30 protein-coding genes and 1 riboswitch are annotated in these 26493 nt (G+C 44.5%); of the genes, 16 read left to right on the top strand and 14 right to left on the bottom strand.

Annotated elements, in window-relative coordinates; all coding sequences use genetic code 11:
* Nucleotides 1-4: 4 nt before the first annotated feature.
* The gene (locus tag K7399_RS06955; RefSeq protein WP_028977426.1) at nucleotides 5-853 is read right to left on the bottom strand and encodes a hypothetical protein; all 849 of its coding nucleotides are present in this window, start codon (nucleotides 851-853) and stop codon (nucleotides 5-7) included.
* A 200-nt stretch (nucleotides 854-1053) separates the two neighbouring features.
* Here K7399_RS06955 and K7399_RS06950 point away from each other — a divergent pair, with 200 nt between their 5' ends.
* The 3 genes from K7399_RS06950 to K7399_RS06940 all read left to right on the top strand — a co-directional run bounded on the left by K7399_RS06950 (nucleotide 1054) and on the right by K7399_RS06940 (nucleotide 3498).
* Nucleotides 1054-2028 carry an ROK family glucokinase gene (locus tag K7399_RS06950; RefSeq protein ID WP_028977427.1) on the top strand — a complete coding sequence of 325 codons (975 nt, stop codon included), beginning with the start codon at nucleotides 1054-1056 and terminating at the stop codon, nucleotides 2026-2028.
* A gap of 39 nt (nucleotides 2029-2067) precedes the next feature.
* Nucleotides 2068-2709, top strand: a complete 642-nt coding sequence (locus tag K7399_RS06945; protein WP_028977428.1) for an MBL fold metallo-hydrolase — start codon at nucleotides 2068-2070, stop codon at nucleotides 2707-2709.
* 63 nt (nucleotides 2710-2772) lie between these two features.
* Complete coding sequence (locus K7399_RS06940; protein ID WP_028977429.1) at nucleotides 2773-3498, top strand: class I SAM-dependent methyltransferase; 726 nt, start codon at nucleotides 2773-2775, stop codon at nucleotides 3496-3498.
* A gap of 27 nt (nucleotides 3499-3525) precedes the next feature.
* Here the strand turns inward: K7399_RS06940 and K7399_RS06935 are convergent, their stop codons facing one another.
* The 8 genes from K7399_RS06935 to K7399_RS06900 form a co-directional block, all read right to left on the bottom strand.
* Nucleotides 3526-3729: a YqzE family protein gene (locus K7399_RS06935; protein ID WP_028977430.1), complete on the bottom strand. Its 204-nt coding sequence runs from the start codon at nucleotides 3727-3729 to the stop codon at nucleotides 3526-3528.
* A 129-nt stretch (nucleotides 3730-3858) separates the two neighbouring features.
* On the bottom strand, nucleotides 3859-4248 hold the full coding sequence (gene comGG / locus K7399_RS06930) for a competence type IV pilus minor pilin ComGG (RefSeq protein WP_028977431.1): 390 nt from the start codon (nucleotides 4246-4248) through the stop codon (nucleotides 3859-3861).
* Nucleotides 4226-4684: a competence type IV pilus minor pilin ComGF gene (gene comGF / locus K7399_RS06925; protein ID WP_051577984.1), complete on the bottom strand. Its 459-nt coding sequence runs from the start codon at nucleotides 4682-4684 to the stop codon at nucleotides 4226-4228. Before comGF ends, comGG begins: the two co-directional genes overlap by 23 nt.
* Entirely contained in the window at nucleotides 4681-4965 is a 285-nt protein-coding gene (locus K7399_RS06920) for a hypothetical protein (protein WP_028977432.1), read from the bottom strand. The genes comGF and K7399_RS06920 overlap by 4 nt, the downstream gene beginning before the upstream one ends.
* Before the next feature lie 25 nt (nucleotides 4966-4990).
* On the bottom strand, nucleotides 4991-5431 hold the full coding sequence (gene comGD, locus K7399_RS06915; protein ID WP_160168726.1) for a competence type IV pilus minor pilin ComGD: 441 nt from the start codon (nucleotides 5429-5431) through the stop codon (nucleotides 4991-4993).
* 10 nt (nucleotides 5432-5441) lie between these two features.
* Complete coding sequence (gene comGC / locus K7399_RS06910) at nucleotides 5442-5777, bottom strand: competence type IV pilus major pilin ComGC (RefSeq protein WP_028977434.1); 336 nt, start codon at nucleotides 5775-5777, stop codon at nucleotides 5442-5444.
* A 317-nt stretch (nucleotides 5778-6094) separates the two neighbouring features.
* Nucleotides 6095-6934, bottom strand: a complete 840-nt coding sequence (locus tag K7399_RS06905) for an aldo/keto reductase (RefSeq protein WP_028977435.1) — start codon at nucleotides 6932-6934, stop codon at nucleotides 6095-6097.
* A gap of 125 nt (nucleotides 6935-7059) precedes the next feature.
* Nucleotides 7060-7914 carry a VOC family protein gene (locus tag K7399_RS06900; RefSeq protein WP_028977436.1) on the bottom strand — a complete coding sequence of 285 codons (855 nt, stop codon included), beginning with the start codon at nucleotides 7912-7914 and terminating at the stop codon, nucleotides 7060-7062.
* A gap of 390 nt (nucleotides 7915-8304) precedes the next feature.
* Here K7399_RS06900 and K7399_RS06895 point away from each other — a divergent pair, with 390 nt between their 5' ends.
* Together K7399_RS06895 and K7399_RS06890 are read left to right on the top strand one after the other, a co-directional pair.
* Nucleotides 8305-9555, top strand: coding sequence for a L,D-transpeptidase (locus K7399_RS06895; RefSeq protein ID WP_028977437.1), 1251 nt, complete (start codon nucleotides 8305-8307; stop codon nucleotides 9553-9555).
* A gap of 35 nt (nucleotides 9556-9590) precedes the next feature.
* A complete protein-coding gene (locus K7399_RS06890; RefSeq protein ID WP_028977438.1) occupies nucleotides 9591-9902 on the top strand; it encodes a rhodanese-like domain-containing protein in 312 nt (103 codons plus the stop codon).
* A 54-nt stretch (nucleotides 9903-9956) separates the two neighbouring features.
* Here K7399_RS06890 and K7399_RS06885 read toward each other — a convergent pair whose 3' ends face one another.
* Entirely contained in the window at nucleotides 9957-10817 is an 861-nt protein-coding gene (locus K7399_RS06885) for a hypothetical protein (protein ID WP_128166756.1), read from the bottom strand.
* Between the two features lie 171 nt (nucleotides 10818-10988).
* On the opposite strand from K7399_RS06885, the gene K7399_RS06880 reads away from it, so the two are divergent.
* The 7 genes from K7399_RS06880 to thiE all read left to right on the top strand — a co-directional run bounded on the left by K7399_RS06880 (nucleotide 10989) and on the right by thiE (nucleotide 17057).
* Entirely contained in the window at nucleotides 10989-11900 is a 912-nt protein-coding gene (locus K7399_RS06880; RefSeq protein ID WP_028977440.1) for a proline-specific peptidase family protein, read from the top strand.
* A gap of 151 nt (nucleotides 11901-12051) precedes the next feature.
* Nucleotides 12052-12294, top strand: coding sequence for a DUF896 domain-containing protein (locus K7399_RS06875; RefSeq protein WP_223362564.1), 243 nt, complete (start codon nucleotides 12052-12054; stop codon nucleotides 12292-12294).
* A gap of 89 nt (nucleotides 12295-12383) precedes the next feature.
* Nucleotides 12384-13673: an IS91 family transposase gene (locus K7399_RS06870; protein ID WP_081787979.1), complete on the top strand. Its 1290-nt coding sequence runs from the start codon at nucleotides 12384-12386 to the stop codon at nucleotides 13671-13673.
* Nucleotides 13674-13923: 250 nt separating this feature from the next.
* Nucleotides 13924-14022: riboswitch (TPP riboswitch) on the top strand.
* 82 nt (nucleotides 14023-14104) lie between these two features.
* On the top strand, nucleotides 14105-14815 hold the full coding sequence (gene tenA, locus K7399_RS06865; protein ID WP_028976500.1) for a thiaminase II: 711 nt from the start codon (nucleotides 14105-14107) through the stop codon (nucleotides 14813-14815).
* On the top strand, nucleotides 14790-15602 hold the full coding sequence (gene thiM, locus K7399_RS06860; RefSeq protein WP_028976499.1) for a hydroxyethylthiazole kinase: 813 nt from the start codon (nucleotides 14790-14792) through the stop codon (nucleotides 15600-15602). The genes tenA and thiM overlap by 26 nt, the downstream gene beginning before the upstream one ends.
* Nucleotides 15599-16411, top strand: coding sequence for a bifunctional hydroxymethylpyrimidine kinase/phosphomethylpyrimidine kinase (thiD, locus tag K7399_RS06855; protein ID WP_028976498.1), 813 nt, complete (start codon nucleotides 15599-15601; stop codon nucleotides 16409-16411). Before thiM ends, thiD begins: the two co-directional genes overlap by 4 nt.
* Nucleotides 16401-17057 carry a thiamine phosphate synthase gene (gene thiE / locus K7399_RS06850; protein ID WP_028976497.1) on the top strand — a complete coding sequence of 219 codons (657 nt, stop codon included), beginning with the start codon at nucleotides 16401-16403 and terminating at the stop codon, nucleotides 17055-17057. The genes thiD and thiE overlap by 11 nt, the downstream gene beginning before the upstream one ends.
* Before the next feature lie 52 nt (nucleotides 17058-17109).
* On the opposite strand, the gene leuD is transcribed toward thiE, so the two are convergent.
* From leuD to K7399_RS06830, 4 genes are read right to left on the bottom strand one after another with little or no spacing between them, the layout of a single operon-like run.
* Nucleotides 17110-17703: a 3-isopropylmalate dehydratase small subunit gene (gene leuD / locus K7399_RS06845; protein WP_028976496.1), complete on the bottom strand. Its 594-nt coding sequence runs from the start codon at nucleotides 17701-17703 to the stop codon at nucleotides 17110-17112.
* 25 nt (nucleotides 17704-17728) lie between these two features.
* A complete protein-coding gene (gene leuC / locus K7399_RS06840) occupies nucleotides 17729-19138 on the bottom strand; it encodes a 3-isopropylmalate dehydratase large subunit (RefSeq protein WP_028976495.1) in 1410 nt (469 codons plus the stop codon).
* A 32-nt stretch (nucleotides 19139-19170) separates the two neighbouring features.
* Nucleotides 19171-20259, bottom strand: a complete 1089-nt coding sequence (gene leuB, locus K7399_RS06835) for a 3-isopropylmalate dehydrogenase (protein ID WP_028976494.1) — start codon at nucleotides 20257-20259, stop codon at nucleotides 19171-19173.
* A gap of 25 nt (nucleotides 20260-20284) precedes the next feature.
* Nucleotides 20285-21448: a 2-isopropylmalate synthase gene (locus tag K7399_RS06830; protein WP_051577837.1), complete on the bottom strand. Its 1164-nt coding sequence runs from the start codon at nucleotides 21446-21448 to the stop codon at nucleotides 20285-20287.
* Nucleotides 21449-22395: 947 nt separating this feature from the next.
* On the opposite strand from K7399_RS06830, the gene K7399_RS06825 reads away from it, so the two are divergent.
* The 4 genes from K7399_RS06825 to K7399_RS06810 all read left to right on the top strand — a co-directional run bounded on the left by K7399_RS06825 (nucleotide 22396) and on the right by K7399_RS06810 (nucleotide 26467).
* Nucleotides 22396-23811: an MFS transporter gene (locus K7399_RS06825; protein ID WP_201770043.1), complete on the top strand. Its 1416-nt coding sequence runs from the start codon at nucleotides 22396-22398 to the stop codon at nucleotides 23809-23811.
* 235 nt (nucleotides 23812-24046) lie between these two features.
* The gene (locus tag K7399_RS06820) at nucleotides 24047-24487 is read left to right on the top strand and encodes a MarR family winged helix-turn-helix transcriptional regulator (RefSeq protein ID WP_028976492.1); all 441 of its coding nucleotides are present in this window, start codon (nucleotides 24047-24049) and stop codon (nucleotides 24485-24487) included.
* Between the two features lie 118 nt (nucleotides 24488-24605).
* A complete protein-coding gene (gene tpx / locus K7399_RS06815; protein ID WP_028976491.1) occupies nucleotides 24606-25124 on the top strand; it encodes a thiol peroxidase in 519 nt (172 codons plus the stop codon).
* 359 nt (nucleotides 25125-25483) lie between these two features.
* On the top strand, nucleotides 25484-26467 hold the full coding sequence (locus tag K7399_RS06810) for a VanZ family protein (RefSeq protein WP_051577836.1): 984 nt from the start codon (nucleotides 25484-25486) through the stop codon (nucleotides 26465-26467).
* Nucleotides 26468-26493 lie beyond the last annotated feature (26 nt).

Below are 26493 nucleotides of genomic sequence, written 5' to 3'. Positions count from 1 at the left end.
TTGATTAAGAAAAATTTTGACGAAGCAGGACGATTTGGCCAGACTGTGCGCGAATCACGATCAGCATGTGGTCAGGCGCAATCAGCAGCAGCGGCAGGGTACTCCCAATTGCTTGTACCCCTTGCTCCTGAGTGAGCTGAATGCCGCGTACATAGTTTTTGTAAAGTCCTTCCCAAAGCTGGCCGGCAATGCGCTCTGCCTTTGCTTCGTTAAAGGGAAAGACCTTCGTTAAGGTTTCATCTGTCAGTTCATTTAAAGGGATAACACGATAATCGGCAATCCGAATGTGATCGTTTTGCGCTGCTTGCTGCAAAAGCTGGGTCCTTTGCTGTTCCACTCGACGATTATAGTCGGCAAGTGCGAGTGCTTCTTGACGATTTCTCGGTTGGCGAAACGCGCTATAAGAATCATTCTGTTTTAGAACCATAAGTTGATCTTGAGAATAGCGTTCCCTTCCATAGATCGATTCATCCAGGTGAAGTTCTGCTTGGTGAACCGTAAGACCTTCGTAGAAACCGGATTCCAGACCGGTTTTTTTTATTGAAGACAACGCCGCCGTATTTTTTTCCCAATGATTTAGGGTGGAAACGAGCTGATTATTGCGATACAATAAAGAAAAATTCTGCATTAAATTGTTCTTTTCCTGTGTACGAGCGAAGGTATCAAGTTGCAGGGTTTCTGCATCTAGGTCGCTTCGTAATTGTGTTTCCGTTTTTAGAAAGCGGATACGTTCATGACCGGGGAAATAAGTGATCGTAGGACGATCCGATAATAAGAATGGGAAGACAAGTAAGGTGAAAATTGTTGTTATTGTGATGAGCAGTGGGAGTACGAGAGCTTTTTTTTTGTGCATCTTTAAAAACCTCCGGACAAGTCTCAATGTTTTATCCTATTCACGGTTCTGCGCAAAGATGATCAGGTTTTCACAAAGATATGTCAAAGTGATGAAGAATTCAGCTCTCAAAGAAAAATTCCTTAATTGGGTGATTGGCAAAAGGATTTTTTTTTGTGAAAATAAAAAAGATGATCCTAATAAATAGGCGGTGTGATTGAATGATTAATATTGGTGTAGATTTAGGCGGCACAACGATAAAAATGGCGTTGATTGATGATGACGGCAAAATGATTGATAAGTGGGCCATTGGCACAAATACGATTGATAATGGAAAACATATAGCCGCGGACATTAGTGAAAGCGTTTTGAAAAAAATGACCCAATTCAATTTGGAGCGTTCGACGGTTCGAGGGATTGGAGTCGGAGCTCCGGGATTTATCGATGTCGATAGCGGTTTTATCTACCAGGCGGTGAATATAGGCTGGAAAAACTATCCGTTCAAAGAAGCGCTTGAAAAGGCGATTGGTCTTCCGGTTGTTATTGATAATGATGCGAATATGGCTGCACTCGGCGAAATGTGGCTGGGCGCCGGCAAGGGTGCAAAGAATCTGATTTGTGTCACCCTAGGAACCGGAGTTGGCGGAGGCATCATTTGTGACGGAGAGATCCTTCATGGTACGTGCGGAATGGCTGGAGAAATTGGTCATATTACGGTAATCCCTGATGAAGGTGTATCCTGCAATTGCGGCAAGACCGGCTGCCTTGAAACGGTTTCATCGGCTACGGGTATTCGACGGCTTGCCTTAGCTGCACTGGACTATAACGACTCGGAAAGCATTTTACGCGATATCTTTGAGGGCAAGGGCGATATCACTTCTGAAGATGTCTTTACTTGTGCAGCCAAGAAGGATCCGTTGGCAGTAACCGTTGCTGAAAAAGCGGCCTATTATCTTGGATTCGCGCTTGGCGCGCTCGCTGTAACCCTTAACCCCGAGAAAATCGTGATTGGTGGAGGCGTTTCCCATGCCGGGGATTCATTGCTTCAGCCGCTGACCAAGTCCTTTAAACAGTTTGCGTTGCCTCGGGTTTTTGATGCATGTACGATTGATATTGCGAAGCTCAGTAACGACGCTGGCGTGATTGGTTCCGCATGGCTCTGTATTAAGAAAATAAATCGTGCAACCGTTAAATAAGAACAGTATAGTGATTGAGTGAATGGGGAGGTGTATGACTTGAAATGGACGGTTTGTCCATTTGGACCGATACAAGCAAATTGCTATATTTTGATCGATAATAGCTCCGACATGTGTTTAATTATTGATCCGGGTGAGGAGTTTAATAAAATTAAAAAAATCATTGCACAAAGCGGCGCAGTTCCCCAAGCGGTTCTATTGACTCACGCTCATTTTGACCATATTGGTGCATTAGACGCTGTTCGCGATGAATGGGCTGTCCCGGCTTATGGCCAAACGAACGAAGCGGACTGGCCGGATCATCCGGAAAAGAACGGATCTGCCCATTTTGCGATGGCTCAGCCGGTTACTGCCGGCGCAGCTGAGCATTTACTGGAAGGAAATGAACATTTATCGATTGGATCTTTTTCTTTCAAGGTTCTTCCGACGCCGGGACATTCACCCGGAGGGGTTTCCTTTTATTTTCCTCAAGAACATACCGTGTTTTGCGGTGACGCGCTTTTTCGCGAAAGTATCGGACGGACCGATCAATATGGCGGCAATCAAGTGCAATTGCTGGAGAGTATTCGCGAACAGCTGCTGTTTTTGCCCGATGAAACCGTGGTTTGTCCCGGGCATGGACCTTCGACCACAATCGGGCATGAACGAATCGCGAATCCATTCTTGATGGGATTGACCTGAGCACGTTCCCAACTGCTGATCATACGATAGCATGAGAAGCAAAAGCGAAGGGACGTGCAAGAAGTGAGTAATCATCGGTATCTTGATTTTCTTGCAAAGTTGGCAGTTGATCATGCGCATCCAGGCGGACATGTGCTCACGGAGCAGCTTGTCCATCAATTACAAATTAAAGCAGGAGACAAGGTGCTTGATGTAGGTTGCGGAACAGGGGCAACGCTCATGTACCTCTCGGATCAATTAAAGGCAGAGGTAACCGGTATTGATCTGCATCCATTAATGGTTGAACATGCGAAAACAAGGCTTAAGAATAGGCAACGAACAGCCAAGATCATTCAAGCCTCGGCAGAAGCCTTGCCGTTTCAATCGGAGCGCTTCAATGCTGTATTCTCTGAATCAGTAACTGCATTTACCAATGTAGCGCATTCTGTCCCTGAATATTTTCGCGTACTGAAAAATGGTGGACGAATGGCTGCCGTCGAGATGACCATTGAAGAAGCGTTGGATGAGCAACAGAAGCAGCTCATTGAAACGGTTTATGGTGTAAAAGATGTACGTACTGAAAAAGAGTGGCTCACCCTTTGGAAACAAGCCGGTTTCACTAAGATTCAAGCATACCGTACAAATCAGCTGCGACAAGATGAGCAGGATGCTCAGCCTTCTTACCATTTCACGAGTAAGCTTGATGAAGAAGCGCTCGATGTATGGCTTCAGCATATTCAAATCCTGCAGATGTTCCAAGGGAAACTGACTTATCGCGCTTTTACAATGGAAAAACAAGAGCAGTCATAAAAAATAACTCGGCATCGAATCACCGAGTTATTTTTTATGCTTTTTTATGCGTTTACTCATTTTTGACGTATAGTCTTCAATGGCATCGGGGATCTGACCAAAGAGAAGATTGCGAAGCGGAGGGCGATTCGCTTTCTGTTCCTGACGCACCTTCTTCCTTTGATCGCGCGGCGTCTCCATGTAGCGAACAAACTGTTCGGTTAAGAAGCGAACGTATTCTTCCGACTTCATCGCGTACGTGCACCTTCTTGCTTTTTATGATCAGTATGCCCATAAAAATGAAATTGGATACATGGTGGACAGAATAAACGCAAACCGAGGTTCAAGCATGCCGTCAAACACGATTCATGAAGCATTGCATTAACTGATCCGCTCCAGCCATCGTACCGGATTCCCGCTTTCCCTATCGTAGACGATTCGATCAATTTCCCGCTCATCACCATAGTGAACGGTGAAGTTTATGGTCACAAATGCCGAATCTTCAGTAACAATGTATTGAACGGTACCGTTATGATAGTTAAATGTTCCTTCATCCGGCAAAGCGTCCTGTTCTAATTTCTGTTGGAAGTCGTTGAGCGCGCATTCACGCAACTGTTGAAGAAAAAAGTGCGTCTGTGTATGTTGAAAAAAGGTACGGTCGCTTTGCAGCAGAAAAAGCGCGTGAAAAATAAAGGCAATGAAAACCAGCGACAAAATCATTGTCAACGGAAGAATGAATCCTTGTTGATTATTCAGCACTTTGCTTTTCATCAGCATCACTCCTTAAATAGAGTCGATCCGTCCAGTAGAAGTCCCGTCCTTGCTGATCGGTTACATGAATGGAAACCTGTTCATCATCTGTTGTTTGGAAGGAGACGCCTGCAACACGCTGAAGCACAATTTCATAGCCTTGTTCATTAACACGCCGGACAATGCGTCCTGGTGACAGAAACGAATAACTGATTACCCCTTCACTGTGAATTAACGTTAACCGTTGATGATCCGATGTGTTTAGGACAGAAGTGGATTGATGGAGTTCATTTGCTGTTTGGGCGAAGAAAAGTTGCACTTCTTTTTGGCTGTCAAGACGAGGCTGAAAGTGGTGGTTCATTAATTGTACAAGGGCAGTCGTTAGACTGAGAACGACGAATAACACAGTAAGTGCAAGCATTGTTGAGAGCAGTGTAAACCCCGCTTGCTTTTTCATCGTAACGCTTCTCCGGTTAGCCGATAGGTGCGTCCGCGATAAGTCCAGTGAACCGAAAGATAAGCGGAATGTTCCTTTCTTTCAATCCATTCGAACTGAAAGTCAGTGTCCTGTTCTGCATTCAGTGAAGCATTGTCGTTTCTGCGCCATAATAATAATTGGTGTTGAAGCATACGGATGGCTTCATGCTTTTGTTTGATGATCTGCCGTTCGTCGTATACATGCGCCAAAATGGGCATAGAAACGATCAAGAGAATTGAAAGTATACTTAAAGCCATCATGGCTTCAGCGAAAATAAAACCGTGCTCATCCTGAAACCTTCTGATAGTAAAACCTCCCCTGACCAAGTAGAAAGGTGAATTTGTAACTGATGCGCCCAAGTTTAACAAAGAATGAATCAATTTTGCTAAAATGGCCGAGCTGATTAATCTTGATTGATTTGTTTGCACTCAGAACCTCGATACGTGGATTCATCAGAATCCGTTTGGTCCGCCCATTAATTGAGACATAGTAAAAATCATCATAAAAAACAATTTGAGCAAAATCGGCACGAGCGATCGCCTCCATTTGCGTGTCGTAAATGGTTTCATTGACCGCTTCAACGAAATGTCTGATTGTGAGCTCATCAGTGAGCCGAGAAAAACAGAAAAAGGACAAAGGAACAATGATGCAGATGATAGACAATGCGATCAGCACCTCAATCAAGGTGAAACCTTTCGTGTTTTGCAATAATGATGCTTGATGCATCGGTGGCGGCTCATTCATCCGCAGGTGCCCGGACTTCACCGGTCGTTGCATTATACACAAGAGGTTTGCCATTTGATGCGGTGATGCTGCTGACATACTCAGGAACAAGTTCCTCTAAATTATCGGGAAGTTCGCCATTGTGATTGGTTTGATAAGCAGCCACTTGACCTTGAACCAATTGAACCGTTGCCTCCGTACTTTTTTCCTGTACGACATCATTGGATTTGGTCATGTTCGGTACAGCGATAAGCAGCAGGATGGAAATAATAAAAAGTACGATCATCATTTCGATTAGGGTGAAAGCTTTTTCAGAGGCGAGAATCAGTTTATGAAAGGTTTTAATCATGCGAAGGACTCCTTTATGATGGGTGAAATGTAGTGGGGGTAAAGCAGGAAATGTGAGTAACGAGAAACGCGTCGACGAAATGAATAAATTGAGCTGGGAGTTGTAAGCGGGTTACTTATTTGACCATAAGCATTCTCCACCTCCTTATTGGTATTGAGATTATTTAAGAACACATATTCTTATTTCGTCATGTAACGAATGATTTCCTTTTTTAAAGACACATCAGTGTGACAAAATTCAAAACACTGCTTTTTTGCAGTCCACAAAAAAACGACTCTCCGCTGGAATATCCCGGAAAGTCGTTTGATCGGATATCATTAAAACTCTTCATATATTGCCGGATCCTGATTATAGGTTCGGCCATCCGCATGACTGAGCCGTCCGATTTTCTGCATTTCTTCGTCATTTAATTTAAAGTCAAATAGAGACAGGTTGTCAAGCTGTCGTGATGGTTTTGAAGACTTTGGAATTGGAACAGCGCCTAACTGAACATGCCAACGCAGAATAATCTGCGGGATCGTTTTCTGATGGGCATCGGCAATCTGTTTGATATCCGGATCCTGAAGCAGTTTGTTCGCACGACCAAGTGGACTCCATGATTCCGTAACGATGCCGTGTTCTTTGTCATAGGCACGCTGCTTTTCTTGAGAGAAGTAAGGATGAAGTTCAACCTGATTTACGCTTGGCGTTACTCCAGTCTCCTTTATGAGACGATCCAAGTGTTCCGGCAGAAAGTTGCAAACGCCGATTGAACGGATTAATCCCCACTTCTGGGCATCAATTAACGCTTGCCAAGCCTCAACGTATAGATCTTTGCTTGGATTGGGCCAGTGGATTAAATAAAGGTCGTAATAATCAAGACCTGCTCGAAACAATGACTCTTGAATGGTTGTGATGGCTTCATCATATTTATGATGACGTCCGGGCAGCTTGGAGGTAATGATCAATGCTTCGCGCGGAACGGAGCTTCTTCGAACCGCTTCACCGAGCGCACCTTCATTTTCGTAATTAAAGGCTGAATCAAGCAAACGGTAACCGGTATCAATTGCGCTTAAGATTGAGTTAATGCCTGCGGCGCCATTGAGCTTGTATGTACCGAAACCAACAGCGGGAAGCAGCAATCCATCATTGAGTGTTACTTGTGGAATAGTAGTCATATTTTTCCTCCTCCTCAATACTTAAAGTGTAGCAAACCCTTCAGCCCTCGTCTAATCATGTGCACCAGCACACTGGAAATTCTTTTGATCGCGCATTGACTGATGCGGGGGACTGTATTTAATTTTTAATCAAGATGGAGGGTAATTCCACTAGGATCAGTCACAATCAGTTCTCCTTGTTTACCGATTTCAAAAGGCTCTTTCCGAGCGCCTAACCGTTTTTGAACGTGCTTGCTGGTTACTCCATCCGGCAGTTGAATCGAGAAGTAATCCAATCCCAAATCGTTGCTTGCCATAGGTGCGAGCTGATTTCCGGACCAATTATTTGTTCCGATATGGTGATGATACAAACCGGCAGCAAAGAATTTCGCCTGTCTTCCGAAATGATCCTTCACATCAAACCCAAGAATGCCGTTATAAAAGGATTCAGTTTCAGTTAAATCATTCACTTTTAGATGAATGTGACCGATTTTCGAACCGGGTACAATCCCTTGCCACTGACCATCAGCGCTTGCGAGTACCGCTTGTGCATCCATCGGTTCCGTCACACCTTTGATGTGCCCATTAGAAAGAATATCCCATTCAGAAATCGGTTTGTCCCGATAAATTTCGATACCGTTTTGTTCAGGATCATTAAGATATATTGCCTCGCTATAACCGTGATCAGCGGCTCCAATGAGCGTCACTTTATTGTTTAAAAACCACAGCAGCATCGTGCCAAGATCCTTTCGAGTAGGCAGCAAAAAAGCGGTATGATAGAGACCGGTTTTTGCGAGTGAGCTTGCTCCGTCATTAATTTTCTTTAATTGAAGAATCACTTGATCGGAGCCTTGAGCAGAAAAAAGTGCCTGAGTCTGACTCTGTTTGATGAGCCTTAAACCGATCGTTTTCGAATAAAATTCAATCATTTTTACCAGATTATTCACTTTTAATGAAACCTGTTTAATCATGGTTTGCTCGTTCGCTTGTAAGGGCATCATTTAAACCTCATTTCCTATTTGTCATGAACCTAGAAACTAACAAATTGTAATTAAGTATATTAATTATAGTTTGAGGGGCAGGGTTGATCAACATTTTTGATTTGGATCAAAGAATTTGTTTTGTGCGAATAGTCACGATTAATAAATTCTTGTTAAATTGTGCGTACTCATTTATCTTATAGATAACGAGTACCATGAAACCGATTGATGATATGGATCGTTAATGCATATAATTCTTTCTTGAGGTGAGCGATCATAAATAGACGTAATTTAATCATTATAAGTAGCAGTATCTTTTTCATCGCAGTTGTTATACTCGGGGGAATCCGTTATGTTCAGGCAACCCGGTTTAACGCACATGTGACCATCAATGGCGTGGCCGTCGGTCATATGAAACCGGAGCAAGCGTTGAAGCATTTATCTGAATTGAGGTTGAAAAATGATATTTACATAGATAAGGAGCGGGTGATTAACGGAAAAAATTCTGTTGCAACATTCTCTAGGCAAGATCTTTCGAAGATTAAACAGATCTTTGAGAAACAGAAGACATGGTGGCCATCCTATAAAACCAAAAATTTTTCATTAATGCCGAACCAACAAGACACGTACCGTTCTGTAACATTAAAAAAACAATTAGAAGATAAGCTGAATCAATTGAACAAGCAGCGAAAGGCACCGAAAGATGCTTATGCCTATCTGAGCGATGGTGTGGTTCATGTCGTAAAGAGCGAAAATGGCAACCAGTTTGATCGTGCAAAAATCATAAAAGATTATGAGCATCAAAGTTATAAGCGTGTGATCCATCTGAAGCAGCAGTTTCTTCAACCGGTTACTGCAGACAGCGAAACGGTAAAAAAAGAAAAAAGTACACTGCAAGCATTGCGGAAACGGCAGGTAACCTATACCGTCCAAAATAAGGATTATGTATTGAAAGCTGACACCTACATTAAAAATGCTTCGGTTTCCCCTGATTTAAAACTGAAGATTGATTCTGCAGATTTGAAGCATAAAGTTGCCGAGATTAATAAAAACCAGTCAACATTGAACAAGACATTCTCTTTCAAAACACACTCAGGAAAGATCATTTCTGTACAGGGTGAATCGTATGGCTGGGCGCTGGAGGTAAACGATGAAACCAAGCGCATTACCAAAGCATTCGAAGACAGTGACCCTGCATTGAAGGCTTATAATGTTTACGGAGTCGGGTACAGCACTTATGGAATCGGCTACCATAATACAGCGAATAACGGAATTGGCAATACGTATGCAGAAGTATCGATTTCTGAGCAAAAAATATGGATCTATCAAAATGGCAAACTCATACTTTCGACTGATGTCGTCACCGGTAGGCATGATACTCAAGAAGATACGCCAAAAGGTTTATGGTATATCATGTACAAAGAATCTCCATCTGTACTTGAAGGCAGCGAGGCAGGGAACCCGCACTACTCTGTAAAAGTCGATTATTGGGCACCGTTTACCATGAGCGGTTGTGGTTTTCATGATGCGAGCTGGAGACGTAATTGGAAGAAGGATGCCTACCTCACTCAAGGATCGGGCGGCTGTGTCAATACGCCGCCGAACGTCATGAAAACAGTCTATGATCACCTTGAACAGAACGAACCGGTCATTATCTACTAAATACAAAGAATACATCGAAATAAAGGAGCACGCACATGTACGAAGAAATCTTTCCTGAAGACGTTGAAGCACTGATAATGAAAGAAAAACCGATAAATATTATCGATGTGCGAGAACCCTTTGAATTCAAAGAAGAACACATTGCCGGAGCAGTGAATATTCCCCTCAATGAGCTTCCTTCGTGTTGCAAAGCAATCGATCCGTCCAAAACATATATTGTCGTATGTCATGCCGGAGTAAGAAGTGTCGCTGCTTCTGAATTTATGGCTGAACATGGTTATACCGTGAAAAACATGAGCGGCGGGATGATGGAATGGACGGGCGGAGTGGAACGGGATCCGAATTAATTTCCTGAGTAAAAAAGCAGGGTGACTGTAACATAAAAGTCATCCTGCTTTTTGTTAATCGAATTTTTGGATTGAACAAGCGATTTTGATTAGTGTAAGCGGCGGGATGGTACCCGTGAGCTCAAGCATTGCTGCGCCTGCTTGCCAGCGAACGATGCTTTGCCGTTTGTCCGTATAGACTTGAACCGTTCCGTACTGGTGAGGAATGGGTAAGCGATGCTGCTCAAGATAAGCAACGATTTCACGCGCTAAATCTGTACCGTCTGCAGCATCGGAGGTCGGTGATAATGAAGCCAGTGTCCACCGGCCTTCGTTCCATGAAATGCCGGCCGTACCTGCCCCGGCATCTGCATAGCCGGTGATACCGTGTCCAAGCTCTACCGCTTTCCCATCGGAAGCACTGAATGTGTTGTGATTGATCTGCTTGGCTGCATCATTTTTGTTTTGGAACGTACGTGCGCGAATTGCTGCGATCGTTTTTGCATGAGCTAATGATGGGTCATTAACAGCAGCCGGAGTGTTCGTTTGTTTAAAGGTGACGGAGTAATCTGAAGCTTGCTCCGTCACAACAGCTGAACGATATTTTCCATCTTCAATGGGCACATAGTCTGGGAGAAAGAGTTGTTTTTGATCGTTTAATTGTTTTTGAATCGCTTGAAGCGTTTGATTAAGTGAGCCAAGCTTTGGTGTGCTTGCCGTCGATGAGTGATCCTTGACATCATTCTGATCCGCTGCACTTTTGTCATTTCTTGATTCAGCGTTTGAGCGGTCTGTCTGTACCGAGTCATGGTTTTCAGCGGTGTTAGGGCCATTGCTGCTTTGACTGCAACCGGCAATCAACAGTAAGGTGCTTAGTGCAAGGCAAATAACGGCACGTAATTTCATAAATACACCTGCTTTCTGCTGTTTGTTCATGATCGCTTATCACTAATGATTCCCTTAACGACTGGATCGGAAACATTCCCCGATGCGAAAGCAGTAATTACATTCTTGAAGATAAAGTGAATGCACGGTTTGACTTTTTGCGTGATCGAGTTCATGCTGTGGTTAGGTTTTTAAATAGGAAATTGAAGAACAGGTGATTTGATGAAGCAAGGGACAACGATCATCACGTTAGATAATGGGTATCATCTTTGGACGAACACACAAGGAACAGGCGACCTTCATTTACTATGCTTGCACGGCGGTCCGGGAGGAACCCATGAATACTATGAAAACTTCGCGCAAAAGTTGGCTGAACAAGGGTTGAGCATTCAGGTCCATATGTATGATCAACTCGGGTCTTTTTATTCGGATCAGCCGGATTACTCGGATCCTGAAACTGCAAACCGTTATTTGACTTATGAATACTTTCTTGAAGAAGTGGAAGAGGTACGGAAAAAGTTAGGTTTGGATCAATTCTATCTGATCGGTCAGAGCTGGGGTGGTGCACTGGTGCAACTGTATGCACTAAAGTACGGCCATCATTTAAAAGGAGCGATTATTTCATCGATGACCGACAACATCGATGAATACGTGGCGAACATTAATAAAATTCGTGAGCTCGTGCTGCCCGCCGATGCGGTTTCTTTTATGAAACAATGTGAAGTAGAAAATGATTATGCTAATGATCGCTATCAAGACTATGTCGATCTCTTAAATAAAGGATATGTTGATCGTAAGCAACCTAAAGCTATCTCTCATCTGATTGGAACAATGGCAACCCCCGTATATAACGCATTCCAAGGAGATAATGAGTTTGTTGTGACCGGAAAGCTGAAAGAGTGGGATGTACGTGATCAGATTAAGGACATCAAGGCTCCAACCTTGATTACCTTCGGTGAACACGAAACGATGCCGCTTGCTGCTGCGCACCGCATGGCTGAAACAATTCCGCATGCTCGCTTGACAACAACGCCTGAAGGCGGTCATCACCACATGATTGATAATGCACCGGTTTATTTCAAACATCTGGCTGATTTTATCAAAGATGTTGAGAGCGGAAGCTTTGATAAATAAACCTAAAAATCATGATCAATGATCTTTTTAAAGCAATGTTCAGCCAAAATCGTATTATTAATGGAATTGCTAATTGTAGTAAATTCGTCCAGCAATGATTGAAATCGGATGGAATCCTGTGCGATAATGCAACAAGGAGAACGAAACAGGAGTGATAGAAACTAAAATGCGTTCATTAATTGATGAAATTAACAGGTTGGCGCGGCTTTCGCGGGAACGTTCGCTAACAATACAAGAAAAAAAGCGTCAGGCGGAATTACGCCAAAAGTATTTGAAAAACTTCCGTAGTCGTTTTAAAAAACAATTGGCTCAGATCACGGTTGTCGACCCAACAGGGAAAGATATTACGCCGAAAAAAGTAAAAAGGTTGCGCAAGTCCTCAAATCAGGAGTAAGGATTCCGGGTTTGGGATTTTTTTACAGGTAAAGAAAGTATATGATTTTGGGGGTATCGCAGTGAATATGACTGTGATACCTTTTATTTATGAAACCTAATATTCTTAAACGTATCTTCTTCGATCATCATAGACATTGGGAAGCTTTTAGGAAAAAGTATCAGGGACAGATACGCCCAATTGTCATCAAAGAAGTGGAGAAATTTAAGGATTGTGGAAACCTTAAAAAGGGATTTAAATTGCTGGTTTGCGAAGGTTGTCATGATGTTCGAAAAGTACCTTTTCGATGCAAAGGACGTTTTTGTACCACGTGTTCTATTGGAGAGAGCGAAGAATGGAGCAGACTGCTTGCGGAAGATGTGCTACAAGTCAATCATAGACATGTCATTTTCACAATTGATGAAGGTTTACGTGATGTTTTCCTTTTACACCGGCACTTACTAAAGCCTTTAATGGACGAGGCCGCAAGGCTTATCAAAAACTTTTTTCAGAAGAAAGCGAAAGTGACTCCCGGCATTATTGCTGGTCTCCATACATTTGGATCTCAGCTCAATTTTAATCCGCATGTTCACATGCTTGTGAGTATGGGTGGAATCACTCGCAAAGGAGAATGGAAGTCCTATGACTTCATTCCGTTTAAGATGCTTCGGAAACAGTGGCAGACGGTGGTGCTAAAACTTATTCGTAAACATTTGACTGCGAAAGAGAAGGAGAACGTTCAGCCTCTATTACAGAAAGCTTATTTACAAAATGGAGAAGGTTTCTATGTTCATGCCCCAAGACAACGAGGCCATGTGAAAGAACAACTCCGTTATATTGGTCGCTATATCCGCCGTCCAGCAATTGGACTGAATCGCATCGAAGACTACGATGGTCACAACGTGACCTTTACGTACAAGGACAAAAGAGACAATCAGGAAAAGCGTTTGACGCTTTCAGTTGAAGCCTTTATTGCACGTTTGATCCGTCATATCCCTGACGAGCAGTTTAAAACGATCCGGCATTATGGCATGTATTCTAGAAAAAATAAAAAATTAAGCAAAAAGTTATTAATGGCATGGCAAAAAGTAACAAAGCGCTGGGTCATCAAGGTAAATAAAGTTCTGCGCAGACGTACATGGAGAGAACGGACGATCGCAACTGGCAATAAAGATCCTCATATTTGTCCTAAATGCGGTAACTATTATGAATACAAGGGAGAAGTCTGCCTTGAAGAAGGCAGGTTAGTCATCAAAGTAGCCCTAGGAAGAACGGCAAGAGAGTATCTAGAGGAGGAGATTCGTTATCTCAACCAAAAAACGACGCAAATCGGTCAAAAAGAAAATCGTGCAAAAAACAAACAAAAAAACCGTACGGTTTTTTTGCCTATCGTGTCATGAGAAAGAAGAAATCCCTACACAAATTGTACGAGAAATGGATCTTATGGATGGTGGAGATTCGATCATTCCCCCTCGGTTTTCATGTGAACAATGTGGAGGAGAAATGTATCCTGAATACTACAAAGGGGTTCACGGCCAGGAATACAGAATTAAAGATTATCTCTAAACAAAAAAGGACCGGGCGTATTTTGCCCGGTTTTTCTTATTGAGTGATGTAAGCGCTTATGTTAAAATGAAAACAAATGAATAAACGATCCACTAGGGGAGCGAGAAGCTGAGATTGACTCCGTCAAGACCCTTTGAACCTGATCCGGGTGATACCGGCGTAGGGAAGTGGCTGATCAAATTCCAGCTTTTCACCTTGAGTGATCAACCGCTTTCATAACTGAAAGCGGTTTTCATTTTGTCAAAAAAGAAATAGGGGTGATTAAATGGAGAGTATTTCACTGGTGGCACGGAAACAATGCGATGCGCTGTGGCAACAGAGTTTCAGACATCCGTTGGTGCAGGGAATTAAGAATGGAACCCTTCCTTTGGAACAGTTCCGTTTCTACATCAAGCAAGATGCTTACTATGTACGCGAATTTGCTAAACTGCATGGTATGGCTGCCGCGCAAAGCGATGACGCAGATGTTGTGGCTACGCTTTTAAAAATTGGTCTTGGACTTGCTGAAGGAGAATTGCAGCTGCATCAAAAGCTATTCCAAACGCTTGAAATCAGTGAACAGGAATGGAAGACTTTTCGTCCGGCTCCAGTTGCTTATGGCTATATCAGCCATCTTTACCATGTTGTGAGTAAAGGAAGTTTGGGGCATAGTTTGGCTGCGTTAATGCCGTGCCCATGGCTCTACTATGAAATTGGCTTGCAATTAAAAGATGCACGACCAAAAGAACCGATTTACCGCGAGTGGATTACCGAGTACAGCGGTGAAGGGATCGAGAAAAATATGGAAATTGAGCGTGCGCTGTGGGATGAGACAAGCAGATCAGCATCTGATGAAGAACGTCGCGAAATGATCCATATCTTCATGCAAAGCAGCGATTATGAATATCACTTTTGGGAAATGGCTGCCAATCTTAAAGACTGGCCGACATACGGAAAAGGAGAAAACGCTTATGGTCAAAAATCAACGGTTCATTGAATTGATGGATGAAGTGCGTAAGCAAAAACCATTGTTGCACGTTATTACCAACCGTGTCGCCATTAACGATTCGGCAAATGGAGCACTTGCAGTTGGTGCGTCGCCAATCATGGCCGAAGCTCACGAAGAGGTGGCAGAAATAGCGGCAATAAGCGGGGCGCTTGAGCTTAATATTGGCAATCTAACGCCCTATTCAATTGAAAGCATGCGATTGTCCGGCCGGGCAGCAAATAAAGCAGGTGTACCGGTTGTTCTTGATCCGGTGGGTGCAGGTGCCACGGATTTTCGACTGCAAACGGTTCAGAAACTGCTTGAGAAAGTGAAGGTTGCAATTATCCGAGGAAATGCCGGAGAGATTGCTGCGCTTGCCGGTGAAAAGTGGGCTGCAAAAGGAGTGGATGCGGGCGATGGGAATGGGGATGTCACGGACATGGCGAATCGCGTGGCATTGAGCTGGAACACCGTTGTTGCTGTTTCAGGTGCTGTCGATACAATTACTGACGGAAGACGAACCTACCGTGTGAAAAACGGCCATCCGCTGTTTCCATATATGACCGGCTCCGGCTGTCTGAATGGCGTGATTCAGGCAGCCTATGTTGCTGTTACGTCAAATGCGCTCGAAGCCTCCGTTGCTGCTTCGACGATCTATGCGCTTGCCGGACAGCTTGCTGGTGAAAAATGCGCAGGGCCCGGTTCTTTTCGTCAACACTTGATGGACGAATTATATTTAATGAATGAAGAAAAAATACAACGCTATGCCGCCGTTGAGGATGTGACCGATTTATGAGACCGCAAGTTTTGACCATTGCAGGAACCGACAGCGGCGGCGGTGCCGGGATTCAAGCGGACTTAAAGACGTTTGAGGAACGGGATGTGTTTGGCATGTCGGTCGTGGTGGCGGTGACCGCTCAAAATACAAAAGGAGTTCAAGGCGTCTATCCGTTATCCATCGAAGCGATTGAGGCGCAAATGCGGTCAATCGCCGATGACTTCACCGTTTCCGCTTTGAAAACCGGTATGCTGGTTGATGCGGAACGGGTTGAAACCGTGGCTGATGGGATTCGCCGATTTGTGTGGTGCCCTTTGGTTGTCGACCCGGTTATGGTAGCGAAAGGCGGCGCGCATTTGGTCGCTCCCGAAGCGATTGAGTCAATCATCCGTAACTTGCTGCCGCTTGCCGACCTAATTACGCCCAATACACCGGAAGCGGAAGTCCTAGCGGAAATGACCATTCGTTCAGATGAAGATCGAGAAAAAGCCGCAAAGAAAATCATGATGCGCGGAGCTAGAGCCGTTCTGCTAAAAGGCGGGCATGATAGGAATCATCCCGATAAAGCCCGCGATTGTCTCGCAACAAAAGATCGAATAACATGGTTCACCGCAAATCGGTATCCAACGCCGCACACCCATGGAACCGGCTGTACCCTTTCTTCATTAATTACTGCGGAGCTTGCAAAAGGCAGTCCATTAGAGAAAAGCGTACAAACAGCAAAACATTTATTGACCCGAGCCATCGCTTGTGCACCAGAAATTGGCCACGGACATGGCCCGGTAAGTCATTGGACACTTAGGGGCGATGCCGCTCATGATCAGTAATCGAGACTTGCACGACGTACTGTCCTTATATTTTGTAATGGGATCCCCGGATGCAGGCAGCCACGCGCCATTGGAAACAATCAGAATCGCACTGCAGGCAGGCATTACCTGTTTTCAATGGCGAGAAAAAGGAGAACAGTCCTTAACCGGTAATGAGAGGGTCGACTTCGCTTACGCCGCAAGGCAATTATGCCGAGACTATCATGTCCCTTTTTTTGTTGATGATGATCCAGCCCTTGCGCTCCTGCTTAAGGCGGATGGTATCCATGTCGGCCAAAAAGATGAACAGGCAAGGCGAGTGCGACAAAAAATCGGCAACACGATGTGGCTTGGCGTATCGGCGCACTCCACTGAAGAAGCAGAAAAGGCGTTGCGCGATGGCGCAGATTATATCGGTGTCGGTCCGTATAAGCCAACACAGTCCAAAAACGATGCAGAGGCACCGATCGGTGATTCGGTCATTCGCAAGTTATCGGATGAAAAATACCCGTTACCGATGGTCGCCATTGGTGGTGTCACGCCCGATGATGTACCGGACATTTGTTCTGCGGGCGCAAGTGGTGTCGCCGTCATTTCAGCAATTTCAAAAGCGAAAGATCCTGCGGCTGCCGTCAACTGTTTTTTAACAAAGCTTTGTAAAGGGTAGAGATTATGAAAAAGCCTCCTGGTTATCCAGGAGGCTTTCAAGCACTTGGTAATTAGTGAACTACGGTTTCATGCTGCTTTTCATAAGTCGCAATTTCATCTTCATAGGTTAAAGTCATTGCGATTTCGTCCAATCCTTTGAGCAATACTTCTTTTTGATAAGGATCAATCTCAAAATGTTCGTCAAAATTCGCTGCGGACAGCTTTTGCTGTTCAAGATCTACAGTGAGTGCAAATACCTCAGTTGCTCCGCGCCGGATCAGTTCGTCCACACGGGTTGGATCGAGTCGAATGGCTAAAATGCCGTTTTTTTGACAGTTATTATAGAAGATGTCGGCAAAGCTCGGTGCAATGATGGCACGAAACCCGTAATCCTGCAGTGCCCACGGCGCATGCTCACGTGAGGAACCGCAACCGAAATTGTCTCGAGCGACTAGAATCGATGATTGAGCATATTCAGGTTTGTTTAAAACAAAGTCCGCTTTTTTATTCCCATGCTCATCGAATCGCCAGTTATAGAAGAGGCAGGAACCAAAGCCTTTACGTCCCACCCGTTTCAGAAATTGTTTCGGAATGATTTGATCGGTATCAACGTTTGTTCGATCGAGCGGACAAACGCGGCCTTCAAACGTTTTAAATGGATGCATCGTTAATCCTCCCCTTTTTGATAAATTAGTGGATCGCAGTGAATTCGCGGATATCGGCAAAATGTCCTTGGATCGCAGCGGCAGCAGCCATTGCCGGACTGACCAGATGCGTTCTTGATCCGGTACCTTGACGTCCTTCAAAGTTTCGATTCGAGGTTGACGCACAGCGTTTTCCGGCTGGAACAATATCGTCATTCATTGCAAGACACATACTACATCCAGGTTCCCGCCATTCGAAACCGGCTTCTTTAAAAATTTGATCCAATCCTTCAGCCTCTGCCTGTTTCTTGGTTTGGTATGATCCGGGAACGATGAGCGCACGTACGCCTTCATGAACATGGTTTCCCTGTGCCACTTCAGCGGCTTGCCTTAGATCGCCAATTCGACTATTGGTACAGGAACCGATGAAGACGACATCAATTGGAATGGCATGGATCGGAGTGCCCGGCTTTAAGTCCATATAAGCAATTGCCTTTTGTGCTGCTTGCCTCTTTTCTTCATCATCAAAAGATTCAGGATCGGGGACCAAATCATTGATCGATGCGCCCATTGACGGGTTCGTTCCCCATGTAACCTGAGGCTGAATTTCAGAAGCATCGATTTCGAGCGTGCGATCGTAGTGGGCACCATCATCACTGGCTAATGCTAGCCATTTTTGCGCTGCGTGATCGAACGCTGCGCCTTTTGGCGCGAAACGACGTCCGCGCAGGTAGTCGACTGTTGTCTGGTCGGGACTGATCAGACCTGCTTTTGCACCCGCTTCAATCGACATGTTGCAAACGGTCATTCGTTCCTCCATTGACAAGTTGTGAATCGCTTCACCGGTATATTCAACGATATGGCCGGTGCCAATCGAAATGCCGTACTTGGCAATAATGGCAAGGATTAAATCCTTAGCTCCGACGCCGATACCAAGGTTTCCATTAACTTTAATCTGCATCGCTTTTGGACGTTTTTGCCAAAGTGTCTGCGTTGCCAGCACATGTTCTACTTCACTTGTGCCAATGCCAAACGCGATCGCTCCGAAAGCACCGTGGGTTGAGGTGTGGCTGTCCCCACAAACCATTGTTTTGCCCGGCTGTGTCAAGCCGAGTTCAGGTCCGATCACATGCACAATGCCTTGATGCGGACTATAGATATCGGCCAATTCAATATCAAACGCTTGGCAATTCTTTTGCAGCGTTTCAATTTGAAGTTTAGAGATTGCGTCCTTTGTTTCACGGTTTTCCGATGTCGGCACATTATGGTCAACCGTTGCGAATGTTCGATCCGGACGGCGAACGGGCCGATGATTGATGCGCAGTCCCTCAAAGGCTTGCGGGGATGTAACTTCATGAACCAGATGGAGATCGATGTAGAGAAGATCTGGTTTTCCCGGTTCTTCATGGATCAGATGCTGATCCCATATTTTCTCAATAATCGTACGCGGCTTCATTCGTTTTCCTCCTCTTTATGATTACTGTTGGATCACGTTCTGTTCGCATTAATGGCATGAATCACGTGATCGGTCATTTCTGAGGTGCTGACGATTTGATCTTCATGGTTTGCGACATGCAGGTCACTCGTATGGATCCCTTGATTGAGAATCTGACGAACGGCTGTTTCAATTTGCGCAGCTTCTGTATCCATATCCAGGGAGTACCGTAAGAGCAGAGCAGCCGACAAAATGGTTGCCAGCGGATTTGCTTTTCCTTGCCCGGCGATGTCTGGTGCCGATCCGTGGGCCGGCTCATATAAACCGACTTTATCCGCTCTCAAACTTGCAGATGGCATCATTCCAAGTGAACCGGTAAGGACAGAAGCCTCGTCGCTGAGTATGTCGCCAAACATATTCTCGGTGACCAGCACATCAAATTGTGAAGGGTTGGTAATCAGTTGCATTGCCGCAGAATCGACGAGCTGATGGGTAACTGCAACTTCCGGATAGCGTTTGGCGGTTTCATTAACAACTTCACGCCACATCCGGCTTGATTCAAGCACGTTCGCTTTATCAATTGACGTGATCTTCCTGCGACGTTTCAGTGCCAACTGGAATGCTTTTTCAACGACGCGTTGAATTTCTTGTCTGCTGTAGGCTAATGTGTCGACAACGCGGTCTTGGTTTGGTCCAAGCCGTTCACTTGGGCGTCCGAAATATAAGCCGCCGGTAAGTTCACGAACAATAACAAAATCAACTTGTTCAACAAACGACTGCTTCAGTGGTGAGGCATCGACCAGTGCTTGAAAGGCTTCTACTGGTCGCAGGTTTGCAAACAATCCCATCGCTTTGCGGATGCCGAGTAAGCCTTGCTCCGGCCGCAGCTGCATGGACTGTTGATTCCATTTCGGGCCGCCGACCGCACCAAGCAGAATGGCATCACTGTGATGACATTGATCGATCGTCTCTTGTGGAAGCGGCGTACCGTATGCGTCAATTGCTGCACCGCCAATTTTCTTCTCAATGAATTGGACATTTCTGTTGCTGGTGGAAAAAATCGATTTTAATACCCGTACGGCAGAAGCGGTGACTTCCGGACCGATTCCGTCACCAGGTAAGACGGTTATGGTTTTCATCAATTCATCATCTCTTTTGAAAAGGATTTTAACGAATGGCTGCCCGTTGAAACGGTGCGAATAGAATGCGCAGGTCTTGATCGGTTACCACTTTCTTTTGATCCGCAAGTGCTTTAAACACGTGGAAGGATTGATTGACCTGTTCGTCGGTGAGATGAATGCCCATTTCTGTAGCCTTATTTCGAAGCGCGTGTCGTCCTGAATGCTTGCCAAGGACTAGTTTTCCAGAATCAAGACCAATGAGTGCCGGGGAGATAATCTCATAGGTTTGTGGGTTTTTCAGTACACCATCCTGATGGATTCCCGCTTCATGAGCGAATGCATTCGCACCGACCACCGGTTTTGTCGCGGCAATCGGGCTGTTCATGAAGCGGCTGATCATCCGGCTTGTTTTGGCGATTTCGTTCATTTTAAGCTGGGTCATCATCTTGTAGTGATCTTTTCGGACGTGAAGGGCAACGGCAATTTCTTCGAGCGCGGCATTTCCTGCACGTTCGCCAACACCGTTTATGGTGCATTCGACTTGTCTCACGCCGGTTTCAATTGAGGCGAGCGTATTTGCAGCTGCCATGCCAAGATCATTATGACAATGACAGGACAGACGAACCTTTTCAATTCCAGGTACATGCTCTTGAACATAACGGAACATGCCCGAATATTCTTCAGGAGAACAATATCCGACCGTATCCGGAAGATTGATGACGGAGGCCCCAGCCTTAATCGCGCCTTCAATAACCCGAGACATAAAAGGGTAATCGCTACGCGAAGCATCCTCACAGGAAAACTCAATTTGCGGGAAGCATTTGTGGGCATAGCTTACAGATTCAACAGCCATTTTTAACACTTCTTCAGGGCTTTTCTTTAATTTGTCAGCCATGTGGATCGGTGATGTAGCGATAAAAATATGAATACGCGGATTTTCTGTTTCTTTCAGTGCTTCCCACGCCGTATCAATATCACTTTTTATTGAGCGGGCAAGACCGGTCACAGTGCTTTTCTTGACAATTTTTGCAATCTTTTGCACCGCTTTGAAGTCTTCTGGTGAAGCAGCGGGAAAGCCCGCTTCAATAACATCGACGTGAAGATGCTCCAATTGCTGTGCCACCTGCACTTTTTCTTCTTCGTTTAAACTGCATCCCGGTGACTGTTCTCCGTCGCGGAGCGTCGTGTCGTAAATTTCAACCTTTTCCATTTTCGAATCTCCCTTCTGAAAATTTTTCTGTTTTTTGGTCTGTATCTCTTTTTATGGCAAGGAGGAATCGTGGTGCGGTTCCCCCGGCGCATCTGAATAAAATAAAAAGTCCTTCCACCGCGCACCAGTCACAATAATGACTCGATGCAGGGATGAAAGGACTTGTTTCACGGTACCACCCGGCTTTTCACTACTTTCACAAGTAATGACTCAGCGGCATTTTGGCAAGCAAAATGTCGATTTGATAACGAGTGCACCATACACTCGGCCGGATCTACTCATCTGAAAAGTTCAAACCGGCACTCTGAGGTGAGTTCGCAATCAGTAGTACTGCCGGACTTTCACCGTGTTCCGGCTCTCTGCAAGTACCCTTGCTGATTACTTATTCCTCATCATCGCGTTTTCTGAAAAATGTTTGTGCCCCCAATAATACATGGTTTATTTTTCTTGTCAACCATTCAATCAAATTTTTTTGGAAAGTTCTCTATAAAAAATGTGACCGTTGTTTCGGCCAGCCAATGATCGATATAATTTTCTTTTGAGCGAAAAAACAAAAAATTCTCTTGACAAAATCAAAAGTCCAGGAGTAGACTGACGATACGCCAATAACGAAGCGAAAGGAAGTCTCATGATGAGCACAAATCGTCGATTGCAAAGTCTACTAAGTGAATTGTTGCAAGGGCTAACCGTTTGCCCTCAGCCTAACTTCATGCTTTAGTAGGACACAGCAACCGTACGGATGTGAACAGGGCGATGTGTCCTGTTCATGCAGTGCGTGGGATGTTCAACCGTTCTCAAGACCCATTCAAACATGAATGGGTTCTTTTTTTACACTTTTTTAGCAGATAAGGAGGGTAGGGAGGGAAGACAGCGCAACGGCGAATGAACGTATTACGAACAAAACAGAGAAAAATTGAAACAGAAACAGAAGGGATGAGGTGCTCGCTATGATTGATACAGAAGGCGTAATCAGAAGACAGGGGATCCAGAAACGGACCACAATCAATGCTGAAACGAATTGTTTAACACAGGAACAAATCCTTAATTTGGAGCGTAGAATTAACCAGCTTCCAGTTACGAGAACGATGTATCGCATCTTCACCTTGATCACGCTAGGGATGATGCTTGACGGATTTGATGTTTATCTGGCAGGAGGTGTTCTCGGTCAATTGGTCCAAAGCGGATGGTCGTCACTTGCTTTGAATGCCACCTTTATTTCGACAACCTTTGTTGGCCTATTCATCGGGTCGTTAGCAACCGGATTTATTGGAGACTGGAGGGGACGCCAGTTTGCTTATCAAGTCAATCTATTTATTTTTGGTGTTGCTTCTCTGGCAAGCTTCTTTGCCCCAAACATGACCACGCTTATTATTTTAAGAGGGATCAGCGGGATTGGACTTGGAGCCGAAATCGTGACAGGCTTTACACTGTTAGGGGAATTTGTGCCTGCCGCTTCTCGAGGAAAATGGGTTGGCGGATTATCGGTTTTTGCAAACTGTTCCGCGCCAATCGCCACTTTTCTTGGATTTATGATTATTCCAACGATCGGATGGCGCTGGATGTTTGCGATTGCCGGTGTGCTCTCCATCATTGTTTGGTATTTTCGACGCGGGCTTCCGGAATCCCCGCGCTGGTACTTCTCTCAGGGAAACTATAGAAAAGCAGAACAAATTGTTGCACAGTTTGAGGAAGAGGCAAGAAAGAGTGGAAAATTTCAGAGGAACAGCGATCAACAAGATTCAGTGAATCAGATCGTTACCAAAGAGGGGCATTATGGTGAATTGTTTAGCAAAAGCATGATCAGACGTACTTTGTTAGGGTGTATGATCCTAGCTGCGATTAATACAGCTGCATTTACTTTTGTTACCTGGGTACCGACTTTACTGGTGAATAGCGGGATTACCGTTTCTAAGTCTCTTGGTTATACAGCACTTATGATGCTTGGTGCCCCGATTGGTGCGTTGATCGGAAGAATGACGGTTGATCGTCTTGGGCGAAAATGGATGATTGTCGGTGCATTGATCATGACCGCTCTATTAGGCTATATCTATGCTTTTCAGACGCAACCGGCAGCTTTAATGACCATTGGTTTTTTGATGACGGTATGTCTCTACATACTGATGGCGGTGGGTCTGTCAATCTATGTTCCTGAACTTTTCTCAACGGCACTGAGAATGCGCGGGAACGGCACGGCGCAAGCAGTTGGCCGACTGTTCACCATTGTTACACCATATATCGTGGCTTGGCTGCTGACCAATCAGGGCATTCTATCGGTCTTTATCGTGATCGGCATTTTCTTAGCGATAACTGCGGTATTGACAATCAGCTGGGGTCCGGAAACGAAACAGCAGATTTTAAAGTGAATGATGAGATCGGACGTTGTGCGGAAGCACGTCCGAGTGTTTAAAATAATAGAAACGGCAAAAAGAGGATCTCTGTATAGCCTAGGAGATCTTCTTTTCTGTTTTGTTAAACAATGAATGTGCGCGTGATCCATTGATTTTATACGACACGCATCTTTAATTAAGCAAAATATTTGACGGGGAAAACTAAATTGTGTACGTTTAAATTGTGCAAAATATAAAGGAGTAGAGAGCATTGAAACCTGCGTTCCGTCTAGAAGACCACTTATGCTTTTCGATCTACAGTTGCTCACGAGCAATCCTGCGTATGTATCAACCTGTGTTAAAAAAGTTAGAAATCACTTACCCGCAGTACTTGGTTTTGCTTGCACTGTGGGAAAATCGCGAATGTTCGGTGAAGCAGATTGGTGTGCTTCTTGACCTTGACTCAGGAACATTGACTCCTTTGTTGAAACGAATGGAGAGCAAAGCTCTGTTGCAGCGGAAACGATCGCTGGATGATGAGCGAATCGTTACGGTTCGATTAACGGAAAAGGGTGCAGCCTTAAAGGAAAAAGCCGTTTGCATTCCTGAGACACTTATTCGATCAAGCCAGATGACTGAAGCCGAGATTCAAAACTTGAACCGGACGATCAAATTGTTAACCCAACAGGTGACGCAAGGTCAAATGAAATGATTGTCCCAAAGAAGTTCATTTATCTCGGTTAAGGAGGTGTTGGCAACCTGATTTGTGAATACCCGTATACGGATGGATTTTGTATTAAATACTAACCGAACTTTTGGAGGGATAAATGATGAGTGAAGAAAAAAAAGGAATTGCAACGGTTGGCGGAAATCCGATCACTTTAATTGGACCGGAATTGAAAGTCGGAGATAAAGCACCGGATTTCACGGTGAATAAGGATCTAATGGAAGAGAAGTCGCTTTCCGATTATGCAGGAAAAATCAAGCTGATTTCTGTTGTTCCATCATTGGATACGAAAGTGTGTGAAGCCCAGACACGGCGCTTCAATGAAGAAGCGACAAAATTTGGTGATGGGGTTGCTGTACTGACCATTTCAGTCGATTTGCCGTTTGCGCAGGATCGTTTCTGCTCCGTGGCTGGAATTGACAACCTTGATACACTGTCTGATTATAAGACACATGCATTTGGCAAGAATTATGGTGTGTTGATTAAGGAACTTCAACTGGATATGCGTTCAATTTTTATTATTGATCAGGAGAATACGATTCGTTACGTTCAATATGTAAAAGAGATGACCGATCATCCGGATTACGAAGCAGCTCTAAACGCATTACGGGCATTAGTATAAGCGAAGATTGCGGACCAATCACTGGATTGAAGCAAAAAACGTTGCATAAAAGCCCCTTGAAGATGGATTGATTGGTTCAGCAGCAAGACGCGTATCGGCGTTTGTCACAAGCCGATGCGCGTTTTGCTTTTTATTGTGCAAGCAGCAGATAAATTTAAGGAACTTATAAGAATTTTGTAACCTGAATGTTCCTTTTAAAATGTTTTAATAGGTACATAAAGAATAGGTTCGATTTTTGGCGAATACGTGCTGTTTGTTACAGAAAAGGGAATAGCCTGAGTATGTGAAATTTTCAATGGTTCAATCAGCGATTTACCCGAAAAGAATCTGAATCATCGATCACGGGAAGCAGGGGTACTATGCCGGAGGCAACGGATCATACGAACAAAAGGGAACAATCAGGAGTCCCGTCGAAAAGGCTGCATCGCCAGAAATGGCTGTCCTGTTTTCTATGGATCCTGTTTATTCTCTATCTATGGGCATTGAGCAGAATGAATTTAGTGGCACCTTTACACTTAACAACGAATGGATCCAGTCCGCAATTTAATTTTCAGGCTTATAATTTGGTGCCGATGAATTTTGTGAACACTTTGTTTTACCTAGCGGACCAACATGATCAGGAGTTTCGTTCCGCTCTATTCAGTGTTGTTCAGATTTTTATGGCTGCACTGCCATTAGGTTTTTTTGTTCCGATTCTATTACGAAAGCCGATGGAATTCGAACGGTTTATCGGGATGACCCTGTTAATTGGAACATTGATCGAAACGATTCAATTCTTCTTTGCGACTGGAAATGCAAACGTTGATGATTTAATTCTTTGCATGCTGGGAAGTATTCTTGGGTTTGCACTGTGGCATCTGTTGTCTGATTGGCTGGCAATTGATCACCAGAATCGAAACCATTGTCTGATCGTTATTTCATTAATTATTTTCTGCACGCTCATGGTTCAGTTTGCAGAAATGAGCCATGCAAATTCATCGGGTCAAGCACAGCGAGCAGTGATTCGTTCACTAGGTATTCCGGATTACGCAGGAACACTGCTTGCAAGCAGCAGAAAAACACTGACTTTACAGACAGACGACAATCAGGGGAAAATTAACCTTTCTGTTCAACTAAGTGCGGCAACGCAAATTTATACTGAAGAAAATGCCCGTTCTCATCAACCGGAACAAGCAGTTTATAAGCATCGTTCCTTAGATCATCTCTCTCGATTGCATCGCAACGTACCCATTCGTGTATGGGGGAAGGAGCAGAAAGGCGTCTTTCATGCAGAAATCATTATGATTCGTTCCGCGTCCACAACGCATACTCATCTGATGCAAACGTCTTTTGTTACGTTTTAGGCATTTAGGAATCAACTGGTAGCAAC

The sequence above is a fragment of the Sporolactobacillus terrae genome, from assembly GCF_019930545.1.
Classification (GTDB): Bacteria; Bacillota; Bacilli; order Bacillales; family Sporolactobacillaceae; genus Sporolactobacillus; species Sporolactobacillus terrae.
The sequence above is the reverse complement of the archived record's forward strand: the minus strand, read 5'-3'. Positions and strand labels throughout refer to the sequence as shown.

What these genes read in the sequence shown, in the direction of transcription:
- K7399_RS06830 (WP_051577837.1), bottom strand. Translation starts at nt 21,448, where the DNA reads ATGGAAAAGGTTGAAATTTACGACACGACGCTCCGCGACGGAGAACAG.
- K7399_RS06935 (WP_028977430.1), bottom strand. Translation starts at nt 3,729, where the DNA reads ATGAAGTCGGAAGAATACGTTCGCTTCTTAACCGAACAGTTTGTTCGC.
- comGC (WP_028977434.1), bottom strand. Translation starts at nt 5,777, where the DNA reads ATGATTAAAACCTTTCATAAACTGATTCTCGCCTCTGAAAAAGCTTTC.
- leuC (WP_028976495.1), bottom strand. Translation starts at nt 19,138, where the DNA reads ATGAAGCCGCGTACGATTATTGAGAAAATATGGGATCAGCATCTGATC.
- K7399_RS06895 (WP_028977437.1), top strand. Translation starts at nt 8,305, where the DNA reads ATGAAACCGGAGCAAGCGTTGAAGCATTTATCTGAATTGAGGTTGAAA.
- K7399_RS06825 (WP_201770043.1), top strand. Translation starts at nt 22,396, where the DNA reads ATGATTGATACAGAAGGCGTAATCAGAAGACAGGGGATCCAGAAACGG.
- leuD (WP_028976496.1), bottom strand. Translation starts at nt 17,703, where the DNA reads ATGCATCCATTTAAAACGTTTGAAGGCCGCGTTTGTCCGCTCGATCGA.
- K7399_RS06955 (WP_028977426.1), bottom strand. Translation starts at nt 853, where the DNA reads ATGCACAAAAAAAAAGCTCTCGTACTCCCACTGCTCATCACAATAACA.
- comGG (WP_028977431.1), bottom strand. Translation starts at nt 4,248, where the DNA reads ATGAAAAGCAAAGTGCTGAATAATCAACAAGGATTCATTCTTCCGTTG.
- tenA (WP_028976500.1), top strand. Translation starts at nt 14,105, where the DNA reads ATGGAGAGTATTTCACTGGTGGCACGGAAACAATGCGATGCGCTGTGG.
- tpx (WP_028976491.1), top strand. Translation starts at nt 24,606, where the DNA reads ATGAGTGAAGAAAAAAAAGGAATTGCAACGGTTGGCGGAAATCCGATC.
- K7399_RS06810 (WP_051577836.1), top strand. Translation starts at nt 25,484, where the DNA reads ATGCCGGAGGCAACGGATCATACGAACAAAAGGGAACAATCAGGAGTC.
- K7399_RS06900 (WP_028977436.1), bottom strand. Translation starts at nt 7,914, where the DNA reads ATGATGCCCTTACAAGCGAACGAGCAAACCATGATTAAACAGGTTTCA.
- comGF (WP_051577984.1), bottom strand. Translation starts at nt 4,684, where the DNA reads ATGAAAAAGCAAGCGGGGTTTACACTGCTCTCAACAATGCTTGCACTT.
- K7399_RS06890 (WP_028977438.1), top strand. Translation starts at nt 9,591, where the DNA reads ATGTACGAAGAAATCTTTCCTGAAGACGTTGAAGCACTGATAATGAAA.
- K7399_RS06920 (WP_028977432.1), bottom strand. Translation starts at nt 4,965, where the DNA reads ATGATGGCTTTAAGTATACTTTCAATTCTCTTGATCGTTTCTATGCCC.
- K7399_RS06870 (WP_081787979.1), top strand. Translation starts at nt 12,384, where the DNA reads ATGAAACCTAATATTCTTAAACGTATCTTCTTCGATCATCATAGACAT.
- thiD (WP_028976498.1), top strand. Translation starts at nt 15,599, where the DNA reads ATGAGACCGCAAGTTTTGACCATTGCAGGAACCGACAGCGGCGGCGGT.
- comGD (WP_160168726.1), bottom strand. Translation starts at nt 5,431, where the DNA reads ATGCATCAAGCATCATTATTGCAAAACACGAAAGGTTTCACCTTGATT.
- thiM (WP_028976499.1), top strand. Translation starts at nt 14,790, where the DNA reads ATGGTCAAAAATCAACGGTTCATTGAATTGATGGATGAAGTGCGTAAG.
- K7399_RS06885 (WP_128166756.1), bottom strand. Translation starts at nt 10,817, where the DNA reads ATGAACAAACAGCAGAAAGCAGGTGTATTTATGAAATTACGTGCCGTT.
- thiE (WP_028976497.1), top strand. Translation starts at nt 16,401, where the DNA reads ATGATCAGTAATCGAGACTTGCACGACGTACTGTCCTTATATTTTGTA.
- K7399_RS06905 (WP_028977435.1), bottom strand. Translation starts at nt 6,934, where the DNA reads ATGACTACTATTCCACAAGTAACACTCAATGATGGATTGCTGCTTCCC.
- K7399_RS06880 (WP_028977440.1), top strand. Translation starts at nt 10,989, where the DNA reads ATGAAGCAAGGGACAACGATCATCACGTTAGATAATGGGTATCATCTT.
- K7399_RS06950 (WP_028977427.1), top strand. Translation starts at nt 1,054, where the DNA reads ATGATTAATATTGGTGTAGATTTAGGCGGCACAACGATAAAAATGGCG.